Here is a 14,206-nt window from a genome sequence, read left to right as displayed (position 1 = left end):
AACTATCTGCTTAATTAAATAAGTAAAACCATATGGAAAAACCAGCGATTCCACCAAGGGTATAGAATCCAAACATGAACATACAGAAACAAATCGCTCATAGCGTTCCACATATGGAACTATATACCTCTTGTGGAACCATCGTATAACACTTCAGCCCCTAAGTCAATACTTTTTTGAAAAATCTAAAATGTCTATAATTTGTTGATAAAATCTTTTTCCGATAGTTGAATAAACGGAGCAAATTTAATATGATATATGAAACTAATTTTTATTAGCGAAACACTAAATAAATACTGAAGAGGTAGTTATATGGTTGAAAAACAAGAACGTTCTATAGTTCCAGCTGTTGAGTCAGCAATAAAGATTTTAGAATATCTTAGCCGTTATAAGCATCGCGCGAGCACTTTATCTGATATTTCAAAAAATATTTCTATCAACAAAAGCACCTGCCATCGTATCCTTAAAGTCCTTGAGAACTCTAATTTTGTCTTTTATAACGAAGAGAAAAAACAGTATAGCCTTGGTTCTCATCTTGTAGTGCTAGGTACTAGGGCTTCCGAGTTTATAGACTACCTTGAACTTAGCAAACCCCATCTAAAATGGTTGTGTCAGGAAACCCAGCAAACCGCTGTATTACTAGAACCAATTTCTAATAACAGATTAATGTATATAGCCAAAGAAGAGCCCTCCTTGCCGATCAGAGTAACTGTTAATATCGGGCAACGGTTCCCGTTAACTAGTGCGTCTTTTGGAAAATGCTTTTTAGCATTTATGGACAAGATGAAAGCTGAAGAGATAATCAAGAATATTGGGCTTCGGCAATTTACAAACAAAACGATAACGAACCTTGAAGAGTTTATGCAAGAGCTTGAACATGTAAGGCGCAAGGGATATGCCGAAAGTTATGAGGAATATTTGCCAGGTGTTTGTGGGGTTGCTGCACCAGTATTCGATTTACATGGCAATGTAAAACAGGTAATAAGTTGTCTCTTCCTAGCCCAACAAACAGACACTGATAATGTATCCTTTTACGGAAGCAAAGTCTTAGAAGCAGCTACCAAATTAACCAAGACCTCGGGAGGAAGGCCTCCCTTCGAAGTTCTTATTAAAGATGAGGATGAAGATTAACATCCCTGGGAAATGTCAGGCATCAAGTTCTCCAGTTCAACTTGCTTGTGCCCTCTACAATATTCAAGAATACTTAAAGAGAATCTGGCTCCTCGAATATTGAGGGGTAAGATTCCTTTTTTCTTTCCTAAGAAGTATTCGTAAGCCGTTTTCATTTCAAGAATGAGATTATTTTTGTTTTTCAGAAAATTATATAAAAAGATATTGATTAATCAAGAAAAAGGATTATAATATTGTTACAGGCAGGGTATATTGTTCCACATATGGAACAATAAGCGCTGACCTATTGTTAATAAGCGGATTCCAAGTCGTAAGACAGAATGTGCAAATGGTAGCCGTACTATGAGGAGGTGACCATAACTTTTAGTAAAAACACAATGTATTTTCTGAAAAACGGTCTATTGGGTTTACAACTTAAAGCAAAGGAGGTCGTTAAATGTCTAATAGGATGGCAGATATTTTCGCAAAATTCATAAAAGAAACTACATTCGAAAGTATCCCGTCTGAAACTGTCCGTTTTACCAAAGAGTTCTCCTTGAAAACTTTAGCTGGCATAGTTGCGGGTTCTGCCACTGGTGCAGGGAAACCTATAGTCAATTATCTAAAAGATACCGAGATCTCTCAGGATGCCGGGGTTATTGGCAGTAAGTTCAAAAGTTCGCTGGAAGGTTCCATACTAGCCAATGGCCATTTCGCGCACGCAGCTGAGCTTGAGGATGACCAATTTCCTTCAGCTACAAGTGACATTACTATCGTTCCGGTAATTTTCCCACTTGCTGAAAAACTTGGAATATCGGGTAGAGAAATCATCGAGGCTACCGCAGTTGCCTCCGAGGTAATGAACCGAATTGGTATGTTCTCGCTAGCCTACAAAGGAATTACGGATCTTCCTTTCTTCGGAATTATCGGGGCAGCAGTAGCCGCTGCCAAAGCATTAAAGCTGGATGAAAACCAAATAAAAAATGCCATAGGTATTGCGATTGGTAGGGCAAGCGGGTATATTGAAAATTTTGGAACAGATGCTCATTACTTTGAGTCATCAATGGCCTGTCGTGATGGTTACTTTGCCGCAATAATGGCTCAAAAAGGATTAACAGGAACTTGGAACCTTGAAAAATGGCTTAAACAACTTCACGACCAAAAAGACCTCCCAATCGAAGAGATCGTGAAAGATCTAGGAGAACCACGATGGCACACTCATAACTTCTGGATCAAAAAATATCCATGCTGTTTTTTAACCCATCGTCAAATTGATATTATGTTTGCGATCAAAGAAAAGCATGAATTGACACCGGATAATATCGAACTTATCGAAATTGATGCCGGCCCGGTAGATGCCACCTGTGATCGTCCTTCACCAAAACATATTGAGGACAGTCGGTTTAGTTTTCAGCACATTATGGCTGGAATCCTAATAGACGGAGATGTCAGCTATAATACATTTACCGTAGATAAGATCAATGACCCCGCTTTCCAAAAAATGCGTGAAAAGGTCCGGGTTATACATAGGGATTTTTGGAAACCCGAGTTTAACTCCGGTATCGCCAGAGTATCAGTAAGGTTTACAAGCGGGGAAGTCATTGAAAAAACAGCCGAACAACCTCTCGGGGGCTCCAAGAATCCCCTCACCCAGGACCAGTTTTTAGAGTTGTATAAGAAGTATACGAAGGGTTTCCTCTCAGATAGGCAAATCCAGGAAACAGCCAAAATGATCCTGGAACTGGAAGAGCAACCGAATGTAAGCCAACTCATGCACATACTGACGTTCGGTTAATACACTGTAGAAATCTTTAGATGGGAGGTACAAGAATGTATAAACACGCCAATGAGGCATTAGCGAAGGCAAAGTCGCTTAAAGAATTGTTGCGTGCCAAGGATGAGCTTACCCAAAAAACAGGTTATTATTTCGGCATCGAAGTACTAGGGTTAAAAGAAGAAGACCCGATTAAGTTTGAACGGTTTTATTCAGAGATTCACAACTTGGCACTGAGAGCAAGAGAAAGCGCCAGATTCGTTGCCGCATCTCCGGGTGGCCGTGAAATGGGCGAGTCATTATGGTCGATATGTACTCCTGAAGGGGATACATTAGCTAACAGTCTCGGATTTTCTACTCATATGGTGGCTTATGATACTTGTATTAGGTTTATGATCGACAATGATTATGAAGAAAACCCGGGGATAAATGACGGGGACATTTTTAGTACAGATGACGGCAAAACCGGGGGCGCTCCTCATCCGGGAGACACATATTCCTACATGCCGGTATTCGCGGAAGGAGAAATTGTTGGCTGGGCGGTTGCAGTAAACCACATTATGGAAGCAGGCGCACCGATTGCCGGCAGCTGGCCAGGGTTTTCTGTAGACACTTCTATGGACGGCCTAGTGTTCCCTCCTATGAAGGTTGGTGAAAACAGAACGCCGGCACGCTGGTGGGAACAGTTATGGAAATCCAGAACAAGAGCGGGTGTTTTTAATGTTCTGGATGATAAAATGAGGCTGGCTGGGAATGTTATCATTGCTGATGGAATCAAAGAAATTGTTAGGGAATACGGCTTGGATTATTATAAGAGAGCAATTCGGGAAGTTATTGAAGATTCACGCCGGGCCATTAAAGAAAACATCAGAACGTCTTGTGTGCCTGGTAAATTCGACGGTGCGACTTTCAGGGTTGTTAAGTATAAGGGTCTGTCCAAACTTTGGCCCCATGCTGACAAAGATTTTATGCTGCATACAAAGATGACACTGAATGTTAACTCTGACGCTACGATACTTGGCGATATGACGGGAACTTCCAAGTGGGACTATTGCGCTTTCAATGGATACCCCGGAGGAGCTGACATCGCATTTTACTTACCTATAACGGGAAATTTCGTGCATAACACCAAGATGACCTCGGGGCTCTTCTACGATGTTAAATCTTACTATCCTAAAGGGTCAACATATAATCCTGATACGGATTATGCTGCATTCTCCAATATTTGGGCACAGTCAATGGCAATGGGTGCACTTCATTGGAATGCTATTACCCGCTCAATGTTTGCTAAAGGGTATCTGGAAGAATGTCTTTCCGTAGAGGGAGACTGGGCCGGAATTCAGGGAGGGGGAACTCTTGCCAATGATCAGAATTACGGCTTTACGAATTTCGAACAGGTCGGCGGTGTTGCACAAGGAGCCTATCCATACAGAGACGGCTCACCGGTTACCTGGGCAATGTGGACCCAATTAACCAATATTGGTAATGTTGAGGAATGGGAATATCTTATTCCGCCCTTTTTCTACCTGGGAAGAAGATTAGTAAAAGACTTTTGTGGACACGGAAAGTACCGTGGGGGTATAGGTCTCTCCTCTATACACTGGGTTGTGCAACCCGGTAAGGATTTGTACGTAAGTAGAGGAGGCGCCGGAACCTCTCAGACAACCCATGTTGCACTCGGTCAGGCAGGCGGATATCCTGCGCCTAACTCATGGTATCTTGCTGTTCGCAACTCCAATCTTAATGACAAGATTAAGGGTGGCATGCCCTACCCGAGAAGCGCCGACGAAATCCTGGACTACCTTGCTGAAGAGAAAATAACTGCTCAAGACGTTCAGATCTTTAAGTACGATCCTCCCCAGTTAAAGATGAAAGACGGTGATGTTTTCTCTGATGCATCCGGAGCAGGTGGAGGATGGGGTGATCCGTTGGAAAGAAACGCTCAATCAGTTATCAAGGATCTAAACGAGGGATGGGTCAGCGAAAAAATAGCTTTGACCTGTTACGGAGTTGTTGCCCGCAAAGAGACCAGTGATAATGAAGTGCGTTATCTACTTGACGAACCGGCTACGCAAAAAGCAAGGGAAGACAAAAGAAACGCCAGGCTGCGGTGTCAGAGTGTTAAAGACTGGTGGGAAAACGAGCGCAAAAAAGTTGCCAAAAAAGAATTGATTGAGCCGGTTAAATACATGTACAATAGTTCTTTCTCTACCCAAGACGGGGACAGTTTTAAACAGAATTTTATTGACTTTTGGCAGTTGGAAAATAATTATGATCTCAATTAAAAAAAGGGGGGCAAAGCATGGAAAAGATGGAAGTAAGCAAAGAATTAGTAAAGAAATTGCTGGACGGCGTCATTAGCGACCAGGAAGTCTTGAGGCTTCTAAACTCCTATAAAGATGAAGACCGGTTTCAGAAGTATATGGAACTATTACAGGAAAGAGTCCCTTGGAAAGATGAAATTTTACTCCGGTTATCAGAGCATATTTATGTAGTTCGAAAATCATCGGGGGAAAGGATTAGCAAATGTTCTTGTGGACATGAGTTTGGTGATTATCGAGTCAACTGGAAGCTGAATTGCTTGATTAATGTAAGAAGAACGATCCAGGAAATGAGCGAGGTTTACTCTCCGGAACCGGCTTGTCCAGAACCAGATTGGCAAGAAATCAGGGAATTTTTCTGTCCGAATTGTGGTACGCAATTAGCGGTTGAGGTTCTGCCGCCGGGATATCCCGTGCAATTTGAGTTTTTGCCAGATATTGACGGTTTTTACCGGGACCAACTTGGTTCTCCCTTACCGGATGCGGATCAATATAAATATGAAGACAAATCACTAGAACTGATTAAATCTTGGGCAAAGGAGGGTTAGATATGGCTGCAAAAACACAAAATTCATATATTATTGCTATCGATGCGGGTGGCACCATGACCGATGCCGTCATCATCAGCGATGATGGATCTTTTCAGATTGGCAAATACAGGACATATCGTGCAGACGAGTCCGAGAGTTACATGGGTGCTTTAAAGGCGGTGGCTGATCAGATGTCACTTACCACCCAGGAAGTCCATGAAAACTGTGAAGTAGCAATTTACGCAGGTACTGCCATGACTAATACGCTGATTACTTTGGACGGAAATAAGGTAGGCCTGATTATTACCCGGGGAATGGAACACATGCCAATTATTGAAAACGGGTTAACGTATATCGGACAATCCCAAAAAGAAATCTTACATCAACAGTTAAGAAGACATACTGCACCTCTCGTGGAAAAGAAAAACATCTTCGGTGTATCAGAAAGGGTAACAGGAGGGTCATATTTTGGAGATGCCCACCTGCCGGAAGCGACGGTGCTAATCCCTCTTAACGAGAAAGAGGTGGAAGCCGCTGCGGAAAAGCTGGTTAAGAATGATGTGGAAGTAATTGGGGTCATGTTTTTGAACTCTCATGTTTTCCCCGATCATGAGAACCGCGCTGCCGAAATAGCGAACAAGGTTATTGAAAAACACGGAAAAAATATTAAGGTAGTTGCTTCTAACAAGATTGCCCCGGTCGGTAAGGATGCATTTAGGCTTAAGAGCCTGCTTGTTCAGTGTTTTGCCGCGGAAAAGGCGCGCAAGCAGTTAGAGTATGTTGAATTGGCGGCCAGAAAAGACGGTTACCAAAAGGAACTCTTAACTTTACTTTCGTTTGGCGGTGCGGTGAGTATTAAATATCCCCGCTTATATGAAAGTATAATCTCCGGACCTATCGGTGGCTTGATTGCGGGTAAAGAAATAGCCAAGCTGCTGAACATTGACCGTCTGGCTGTTGGGGACATAGGTGGGACAAGCTACGACGTTGGCGTCATCCTTAATAAGAGAATCGAACTGCGGACTGATTCGGATTTTGCCAAACACAGGTTGGCGATGCCGATGGTTGAGCTGGATTCCATGGCCCATGGTATGGGGACCGAAGTTAAGGTAAATGATTTTGGAAACGTTGAAGTAGGCCCGGAGAGCGCCGGTTATCGCGTGGGAGTTTGTCTTGATTATGATAAACTTACGATTACCGACCTGCAGGTGGCTCTTGGCTATATCGCAGAGGATAGTTTCCTGGGTGGAAAAATCATTCTGGACAGGGACAAAGCTTGTAGAGAGTTAGAGAAGGCAGCAAAGAAGATCGGCATTAACAATCTATATGACGGAGGGGAAGGTTTCCTCAACATTTTCTTCACTAATTTAAGACAATTTACCAGAACTTCAATCGAGTCTAAAGGATATTCCTTAAAAGATTTTGTACTCATAGCATGTGGTGGCGGAGGTCTCGTCAACATGCACGGCTTGGCAAGCGGAAATGTCTTTAAAGACGTTATCACTACGCCCTTTGGCAGCACATTCTCAGCATTCGGGGTAGGCTGTGCTGACTTGGTTCACCGGTATAACAAGGGAGTTGTCTCCTTTATCCGGCCCGGAATGGATGAACATGACAAGGCAGATCTTTTGGATCAATTAACAAGGGAGTGGAAGGCTCTCGAGGATACCGCAGTAGAGGAATTCAAGCTTGAAGGAGTTAATAAAGAAGATATAAAATTCGCCAGAGGAGTCTTTATGCGTTATGTTGGGCAGCTGGAGAGTTTTGAGACGAAACTTAATTTTGAGGTTAGCAACACTGAAGACCTTGACAAAGTAACTGCTGCTTTTGAAAAGGGATACGAGCAAAAATACCCGGCCGCGGCAAAGTTCACTCAAGCAGGTTATGCTATCACTCAAGTATTCATTGAAGCTACCGGCCCAAAGCTGATGCCGAAGATAAAAGAGTATGCAATGTCCTCGGCCAAACCATCTGACAGTAGTTATGCCGGTTCAAGAAGAGTATATCATAGAGGTAAATGGACAGATTTCAATTTGTTCCACTTAAGCGAACTGAAGGCAGGAAACGTGATCAAAGGACCTGCCGTAATATTCGACGATATCAGTACTCTGGTTGTCGGAGAAGGTGATTCGATAAACCTTGACAGGTATCGTATAATTCACTACACTTCCGGTATCTAAACATTAATTTAATCGTATGCCGACTAAAACTGTTCGTATTTAGCGTATGGGTAACTCCTTCCCAGGATTCGATTGGGAGAGAGCTTACCCTTTTTTATATAAAGCTCAATCGCAGGAAAATGAGACAGCCCCCTTCTAAATAAATCGAAGAAACGAAAAAATATTGCGAGTTTGAAAACCCCGATCCTCTTAAAAAAACATAGGTCATGAACCTTCTTACTACACCAATATCACTACATCCACCCCAGCCCTTGCATCAAGAACAACGCCCCAACCAACACCACAGACGAAATCACCCCATACGGACCGTTCCACACCGGACCTACGCAAACCGGGGAGCGGTCAGCCAAGCCGGAAATTGCGATTACGTTGCCTGCAGACGGAGAGATGGAGATCCCCATAGCCCAGCTAATTGTAAAGATTAAGGCCATCAGGGTTGGAGATATCCCGTATATTAACGGGTCTACCGTGCTCCCAATTATGGTCGTAGTTATAATAGGGTGAATGCCGACGACGGCAAACACTAGAATTCCAAAGACAACGACAAAAGCATACACCTCAGCACTGTTTCCTACCATATTCTGCAATAACAGAGGTACATAATCCCCGATATGAGAATAGCCCACGCTTGTGGCCAAAAAACCTGCCCCCACAAATAGGACAATTTCGCTTTTTAGCTTAGGCAGACTTTCCTTGAAATAATCCCCGGCAAATTCTTGTGCCAGTAATGGCAGTTTTCCGATCATAGCCATCCAAATGACAGGAAAAACCAGCGAGGCCATCGCCACTACAACCACCGTGGCTATCCCGGTCAATCCTGAAACCACGACGATTAATGTAATCAAAACCGCTCCGTAGGCGCTAAGTTCCCCTACTTTGCGCCAGTTTAGCTCTTCGGGGATTTCTTGCTCACTTGCAGCCGAAGGTTGCACTTGCGCAGTAGCGCTAACAACCTCCTTCATCGGAAAAAGAGCAGCAGGTTTTGACCTATACTTTTTCTTCTGCTCCAGCACAGCCATAATATACCCTACTGCCCCTGCCAGCATCCCCAAGAACAGGGCAAAAGGAAAAAATATATACCATTCAGCATTGGTTAGCTGAAGTATCAAGGCCATGCCTGCTGTGGTCGGCGCCCAGACCGTACTGGCGGCAAATCCGCGGCTAAGAGCAGACGTCAGAAGCTTTTTGTCATTGCTTTTTTCGCTGGCGGAGCTAATTTGATGCAGCAGCGGGATCACCGCTAAATTTATCAAGACCGCCAGAAAGGACGTAAGCACGCTGATTAAAAGGTAGAAACGGCTGTCCGTGCTGACATAGCGCATGAATACACCCTTCAAGGCTTCGGTATATCTTCCGTGCCTGATCGGAATCCCCAACAGTGGCACTAAAGTAAACATCACAACTAAATAAAGGTTTTCTTGCAAGCCCTGGGCCCAGACAGATAACGGTGCATGAGCATGGACCAGGAGAATTGCACTGGCTATAAACGAAAAATAACCGATAACCCGCGCCGTACCGGTCACCGCCAAAAGCCCTAAGACTAACACTAAAGCCATAAGGATTAAATTTAGAGTATCGACAAGATTGGCTTTTAGAAATAAATTTAAAAGAAACGAAACCGCCAATAAAAATGTTATCCCGCTTCTCACTCGTGTCAATGTCTCATGCATGACCTATTTCGCCACCGGATCAAGCCGAGCCTTTTTACGGAAATTCTTAGTCAGGGCATTGACATAGGCCCGGGCGCTGGCTTCCAGGATATCTGTACTGATCCCCTTGCCCACGACCAGGCTGCCATCAAAGTGGCGCAGCTTGACCGTAGCGTCGCCCAAAGCCTCTCTCCCTCTGGTTACGGACTTCAAGGTGTAATCCTCGAGCACCGCCGTATTTCCGGTCAGGCGGTCAATCGCGCTAAAGATAGCATTGACCGGCCCATTGGCACAGGCTGCATCGGTCACAATTTTCCCCTCATGCTCCAAGGTCACAGTGGCTGTGGCCGTGTCGCTGCCGTTCGTGGTAACGGCGATGTTCCTGAGGATAATCCCAGTGTCCGCAGTCCCCGCATCCCCCATCAAGGCATAAAGATCCTGATCGAAAACCTCTTTCTTCTGGTCTGCCAGCTGCAAAAACTTTTGGTAAACCGCATCCAGCTCTGTTCCTTCAACGGTATACCCCAATTCTCCCAGGCGGTGTTTAAGAGCATGCCTGCCGGAGCGGGCCGAGAGGCTGATGGTGTTTTCCGGGACGCCGATGGTTTCCGGGCTGATGATTTCGTAAGTCTCCCTGTCTTTTAAGACCCCGTCCTGATGAATGCCGGAAGCGTGCATGAACGCGTTGGCCCCGACGATCGCTTTATGGTCGGGCACCGGCACCCCGGTAATCCGGGAGACGAGCCTGCTCGTGGCCGCAATTTCTTTCGTGTTAATTCCGGATTCCACGCCATAGCCGGCGCGCCGGGTATAAATCGCCATGATCACTTCCTCAAGCGAGGTGTTGCCGGCCCGTTCTCCGATCCCGTTAATCGTGCCCTCGACCTGGCTGGCCCCGGCTTTGATCCCGGCCAGGGAATTGGCGGTGGCCATTCCTAAATCATTGTGGCAGTGGACGCTGACAATGGCCTTTTCAATATTTTCGACATTTTGCCTTACATAGGAAATAAGCTCCCCGTATTCCCAGGGACTGGCATACCCAACCGTATCCGGAATGTTCACGACCGTAGCCCCGGCGGCAATGACCTGCGCCAATACTTGGACTAAAAACTTGGGATCGGCTCGGAAAGCGTCTTCGGCATAGAACTCAACATCACTGACATATTTCTTCGCATATTTCACGGCCGCCACCGCCCGCTCAATCACTTGCTCCGGAGACAGCATCAGCTTTCTTTCCATATGCACGGGGGACACCCCGATGCCCGTGTGAATGCGCGGCTGCTCGGCCGGCCGCAGTGCCTGCGCGCACCGGTCAATATCCTGGACCACGGCCCGTGTGAGTCCGCAGATCACCGCTCCTTTTATTTCCTTGGCAATCGTGCTGACGGACTCAAAGTCTCCCGGTGATGAGGCCGGAAAGCCTGCTTCGATAATGTCGACACCGAGGTTTACCAGTTGGCGCGCGACCTCCAGCTTCTCTTTGACGTTTAAAGTAATCCCCAAAGACTGCTCCCCGTCTCTTAAGGTCGTGTCAAAAACGTACAATTTGCGCATAAACCATTCCTCCTATCAATTAGTAACATAGCACTAAAAAACCCTTCGCTCAAAGTTTGAGACGAAGGGTTACTCGCGGTACCACTCAAATTAACGGCCAAAGCCGTTCTCTCTATAAGATACGGGACAAAGTCCGATATCTCCTTCCTTGTAACGGCGGAAGCTCCGTCCGAGCCTACTTTAATCATTTCGGTCGGCTACTCAAGGGAGAGTTCAACACCCTAGGCACTGCTGCCTTGCACCACCCGGCAGTTCTCTAAAGTGATTCAGGAAATCTACTATTCCCTTTCATCGTCATTTTAACCTTTGTATTTTGTATTCTTCTTTATTTTGGCACCATGTAGATCTTTTGTCAAGGCCAAGAAACTCTTTGACATTTCCCGAGATTATGCTATTATATATTTAGTCAATTATCTAAATATATAATAGCAGGGAAGGATTGACAATGAATGAAACATTTAAAGCCTTGGCCGATCCCACGCGCAGGCAAATCATTGCCTTATTAAAAGAAAGAGATATGACGGCCGGCGACATCGCTGAGCATTTCAACATCAGCAAGCCCAGCATCTCGCACCACCTAAACCTGCTCAAACAGGCAAATATCATCCTCGACCAGCGGCAAGGACAATTCATCTATTATTCGTTGAATGCGACCGTCTTTCAGGAACTTATCAGCTGGTTCATGCAACTCGGAAACTTCGGGGGAAAGGAAGGCGACTAATATGAAAGGTCTTAAAAAATCGGATTATCTCCTTTTAGCGCTCATCGTTCTAAGTTTCATCCCCGGGTTGGTTCTGTATGGGCAATTGCCCGCGCAAATGCCGACCCATTGGAATGTCTACGGACAGGTGGATGGTTACAGTAGCAAAGCGGTGGGCACTTTCCTTTTTCCGGGAATCAACCTGGCGATGTATTTTCTCTTTTTGTTCCTGCCCCAGCTTGATCCAAAGCGCAAGAACTATGACTTATTCTCCGGTTCTTACACCATAATCCGCTGGACCATCCATCTCTTCATGCTTATATTATATTTCATTACTCTTTACAGCGCTCTGCGCTTTGCTCGTGGCGAGGATACACTGGACATTTCCATACTGGTGCCAGCTGCCATCTCGGTTTTGTTCATCGTCATCGGCAACTATATGGGGCGTTTCCGGCACAATTATTTTATTGGGATTCGCACTCCCTGGACCCTGGCGAACGAACAAGTATGGCAGAAAACCCATCGCCTCGGCGGAAAACTCTTTGTCTTAACCGGAGTGCTGGGTTTAATCGGGATTTTCCTCAATCCTGTCCTTCGGTTTGTCATCTTCTTAGGCGGGGTGGGAGCCTTACTGATAATCACTACCGTCTACTCTTACTGGCTTTTCCGCAAGCTGAATATACCCCAGAGTTAAAGCCAGGAGCATGCGGCTGCGCTTTTTAATGATCGAAATAAATGCCAGAAAAAAATCGAAGCACCGAGCGACTCATTCCATGCTCGGTGCTTTTTATTTTAATCAGACAGCGCGACGTTGCAAAGTTCGGATATCAACTTCATGTTCACCAACAATATGCGTGAGAGAAATCTGCCGTTCGAGGAGATAATTAAGGGTCTTTTCTGTATTGTGCCTAAACTCTATCAGTCCCGCTGTTTCCACAAAAACAGCTTCCAGCTTGTTCTCTACTCGTTCCATTCGAACCTTTAGATCCGCTACATCCTCTTTAAGTCCCGCCACATCGGTCTTGAGCCCTGACACATCGGTCTTGAGTTCTGACACATCCGTCTTGAGCCCTGCCACATCGGTCTTGAGCCCTGCCACATCGGTCTTGAGTTCTGACACATCGGTCTTGAGCCCTGACACATCCGTCTTGAGTTCTGCCACATCTGTCTTGAGTCCTGACACATCGGTCTTGAGCCCTGCCACATCGGTCTTGAGTTCTGACACATCGGTCTTGATCTCTTTAATGTCTGCACTCATCTCTTCCAGCTTGTTCAGAACAACTTGCAGTTCGCTCACCCAAACGTTCCCTCCTTTACAGAAACGCACAGATAAATTAAGAACTTGGTACCAGCAGTTTCTCCAGTAGGCTATATCCCGTTCCTTCAAAAAGACTATATTAGTTCTTTCAACAACTGCACTAATCTTGCTCCGCTCACTTGCTTTGATACCATCTTATCCTAGAACATGTGTTCTGTCAAGCATTTTTCCCCTTAATTCCCATTCGTCTAATCTCTATTCCTTTGGCTCCTCTGTTCACCTGCAAAGTGAATTACTATCCAGTAAAACGGCGGAGATTCTCGCTGTTACCTCCTAAATCCAGTAGCGAGGATAACTGCGATTAGGGGACACGTTGTTGACGACAATCCCGACCAGAACGAGGATCGCCGCTCCTGCAGCCACCGGCGTCAGGATAAAAATCGGGTGCGCCTGATTCAGTACAGCGACCAGGGCTGTTGCTCCTCCCGGAGGATGCGTGGTTTTCGTGATCAGCATCATCACGAGCGCCAAAGAAACGCCTAAGGCGGCTGACCACCAGCTAAGGCCGAATAAGGAATATGTCAGCACACCCGCTGTAGCTGAAATAGTATGTCCGAAAAAGACATTACGCGGCTGAGACAGCGGGCCGTCCGGGACACCGTATACCAAAACAGCCGAAGCTCCAAATGAGGCCACTAACATAGGGAGCCCATGAACTAATGAAAGAAAGGCTACAGCCGCTATTCCCAACAAGGCTCCCACACCGGAAATAAAGATATCGAAAAGCGGCGGAGCAATTAAAGGAGTAGTACGGGGATTCCCCTTCATTTTTTTTAGATACGCCAGCAAGCGCACCCTCGCTAAATCACTTTCGATTGATGCAGGTCCAGGTGCTGCCGCAGTGCGTTCTACCCCTGCGCCTTTATCTTCTGGCATTTGACCCCTCCTCACCCGGGCTTCATGAAAAACCAGCCCTCTACTATTACTGTGCCCATGTTGGATAAGTTCCACAAATCTTCCGATAATACGCCCTGCCAATCAATGTATGGTATACCAAGATTGCCCTGAGCCCAGTTTAGCATACTATTATCGGAGAAAAAAGCCTTAAGCGGAATTTTTGGTATACCAAA

Annotated in this window: 11 protein-coding genes and 1 other annotated feature; of the genes, 7 read left to right on the top strand and 4 right to left on the bottom strand. The window is 45.5% G+C overall.

Annotated elements, in window-relative coordinates:
* Window positions 1-312 precede the first annotated feature (312 nt).
* The 5 genes from J0X21_RS09730 (at window position 313) to J0X21_RS09710 (ending at window position 7,915) form a co-directional block, all read left to right on the top strand.
* Window positions 313-1,131: an IclR family transcriptional regulator gene (locus J0X21_RS09730; protein WP_206812012.1), complete on the top strand. Its 819-nt coding sequence runs from the start codon at window positions 313-315 to the stop codon at window positions 1,129-1,131.
* Between the two features lie 436 nt (window positions 1,132-1,567).
* Window positions 1,568-2,905, top strand: a complete 1,338-nt coding sequence (locus J0X21_RS09725) for an MmgE/PrpD family protein (RefSeq protein ID WP_206812011.1) — start codon at window positions 1,568-1,570, stop codon at window positions 2,903-2,905.
* A gap of 35 nt (window positions 2,906-2,940) precedes the next feature.
* Window positions 2,941-5,169: a hydantoinase B/oxoprolinase family protein gene (locus J0X21_RS09720; protein ID WP_206812010.1), complete on the top strand. Its 2,229-nt coding sequence runs from the start codon at window positions 2,941-2,943 to the stop codon at window positions 5,167-5,169.
* Window positions 5,170-5,186: 17 nt separating this feature from the next.
* Window positions 5,187-5,753, top strand: coding sequence for an acetone carboxylase subunit gamma (locus J0X21_RS09715; RefSeq protein WP_206812009.1), 567 nt, complete (start codon window positions 5,187-5,189; stop codon window positions 5,751-5,753).
* Between the two features lie 2 nt (window positions 5,754-5,755).
* Window positions 5,756-7,915, top strand: coding sequence for a hydantoinase/oxoprolinase family protein (locus J0X21_RS09710; protein WP_206812008.1), 2,160 nt, complete (start codon window positions 5,756-5,758; stop codon window positions 7,913-7,915).
* 233 nt (window positions 7,916-8,148) lie between these two features.
* Here the strand turns inward: J0X21_RS09710 and J0X21_RS09705 are convergent, their stop codons facing one another.
* Together J0X21_RS09705 and J0X21_RS09700 are read right to left on the bottom strand one after the other, a co-directional pair.
* Window positions 8,149-9,540, bottom strand: a complete 1,392-nt coding sequence (locus J0X21_RS09705; protein WP_236006193.1) for a C4-dicarboxylate ABC transporter — start codon at window positions 9,538-9,540, stop codon at window positions 8,149-8,151.
* Window positions 9,541-9,588: 48 nt separating this feature from the next.
* A complete protein-coding gene (locus J0X21_RS09700; RefSeq protein ID WP_206812006.1) occupies window positions 9,589-11,118 on the bottom strand; it encodes a 2-isopropylmalate synthase in 1,530 nt (509 codons plus the stop codon).
* A 54-nt stretch (window positions 11,119-11,172) separates the two neighbouring features.
* Window positions 11,173-11,419, bottom strand: a binding site (T-box leader).
* Window positions 11,420-11,563: 144 nt separating this feature from the next.
* Between J0X21_RS09700 and J0X21_RS09695 the strand changes: the two genes are divergently transcribed.
* Window positions 11,564-11,839, top strand: a complete 276-nt coding sequence (locus J0X21_RS09695; RefSeq protein WP_206812005.1) for an autorepressor SdpR family transcription factor — start codon at window positions 11,564-11,566, stop codon at window positions 11,837-11,839.
* A 1-nt stretch (window position 11,840) separates the two neighbouring features.
* Window positions 11,841-12,512, top strand: a complete 672-nt coding sequence (locus J0X21_RS09690) for an SdpI family protein (protein WP_206812004.1) — start codon at window positions 11,841-11,843, stop codon at window positions 12,510-12,512.
* A gap of 102 nt (window positions 12,513-12,614) precedes the next feature.
* Here the strand turns inward: J0X21_RS09690 and J0X21_RS09685 are convergent, their stop codons facing one another.
* Both J0X21_RS09685 and J0X21_RS09680 read right to left on the bottom strand, forming a co-directional pair.
* Window positions 12,615-13,115 carry a hypothetical protein gene (locus J0X21_RS09685; protein ID WP_206812003.1) on the bottom strand — a complete coding sequence of 167 codons (501 nt, stop codon included), beginning with the start codon at window positions 13,113-13,115 and terminating at the stop codon, window positions 12,615-12,617.
* 294 nt (window positions 13,116-13,409) lie between these two features.
* Complete coding sequence (locus J0X21_RS09680; protein WP_206812002.1) at window positions 13,410-14,012, bottom strand: HPP family protein; 603 nt, start codon at window positions 14,010-14,012, stop codon at window positions 13,410-13,412.
* Between the last annotated feature and the right edge of the window lie 194 nt (window positions 14,013-14,206).

Origin of the sequence: Paradesulfitobacterium ferrireducens (assembly GCF_017310645.1) — a bacterium.
In the GTDB taxonomy this organism is placed as follows: domain Bacteria; phylum Bacillota; class Desulfitobacteriia; order Desulfitobacteriales; family Desulfitobacteriaceae; genus Paradesulfitobacterium; species Paradesulfitobacterium ferrireducens.
This window is presented reverse-complemented; position numbering and strand designations above follow the sequence as displayed.

What these genes read in the sequence shown, in the direction of transcription:
- J0X21_RS09730 (WP_206812012.1), top strand. Translation starts at nt 313, where the DNA reads ATGGTTGAAAAACAAGAACGTTCTATAGTTCCAGCTGTTGAGTCAGCA.
- J0X21_RS09725 (WP_206812011.1), top strand. Translation starts at nt 1,568, where the DNA reads ATGTCTAATAGGATGGCAGATATTTTCGCAAAATTCATAAAAGAAACT.
- J0X21_RS09720 (WP_206812010.1), top strand. Translation starts at nt 2,941, where the DNA reads ATGTATAAACACGCCAATGAGGCATTAGCGAAGGCAAAGTCGCTTAAA.
- J0X21_RS09715 (WP_206812009.1), top strand. Translation starts at nt 5,187, where the DNA reads ATGGAAAAGATGGAAGTAAGCAAAGAATTAGTAAAGAAATTGCTGGAC.
- J0X21_RS09710 (WP_206812008.1), top strand. Translation starts at nt 5,756, where the DNA reads ATGGCTGCAAAAACACAAAATTCATATATTATTGCTATCGATGCGGGT.
- J0X21_RS09700 (WP_206812006.1), bottom strand. Translation starts at nt 11,118, where the DNA reads ATGCGCAAATTGTACGTTTTTGACACGACCTTAAGAGACGGGGAGCAG.
- J0X21_RS09695 (WP_206812005.1), top strand. Translation starts at nt 11,564, where the DNA reads ATGAATGAAACATTTAAAGCCTTGGCCGATCCCACGCGCAGGCAAATC.
- J0X21_RS09690 (WP_206812004.1), top strand. Translation starts at nt 11,841, where the DNA reads ATGAAAGGTCTTAAAAAATCGGATTATCTCCTTTTAGCGCTCATCGTT.
- J0X21_RS09680 (WP_206812002.1), bottom strand. Translation starts at nt 14,012, where the DNA reads ATGCCAGAAGATAAAGGCGCAGGGGTAGAACGCACTGCGGCAGCACCT.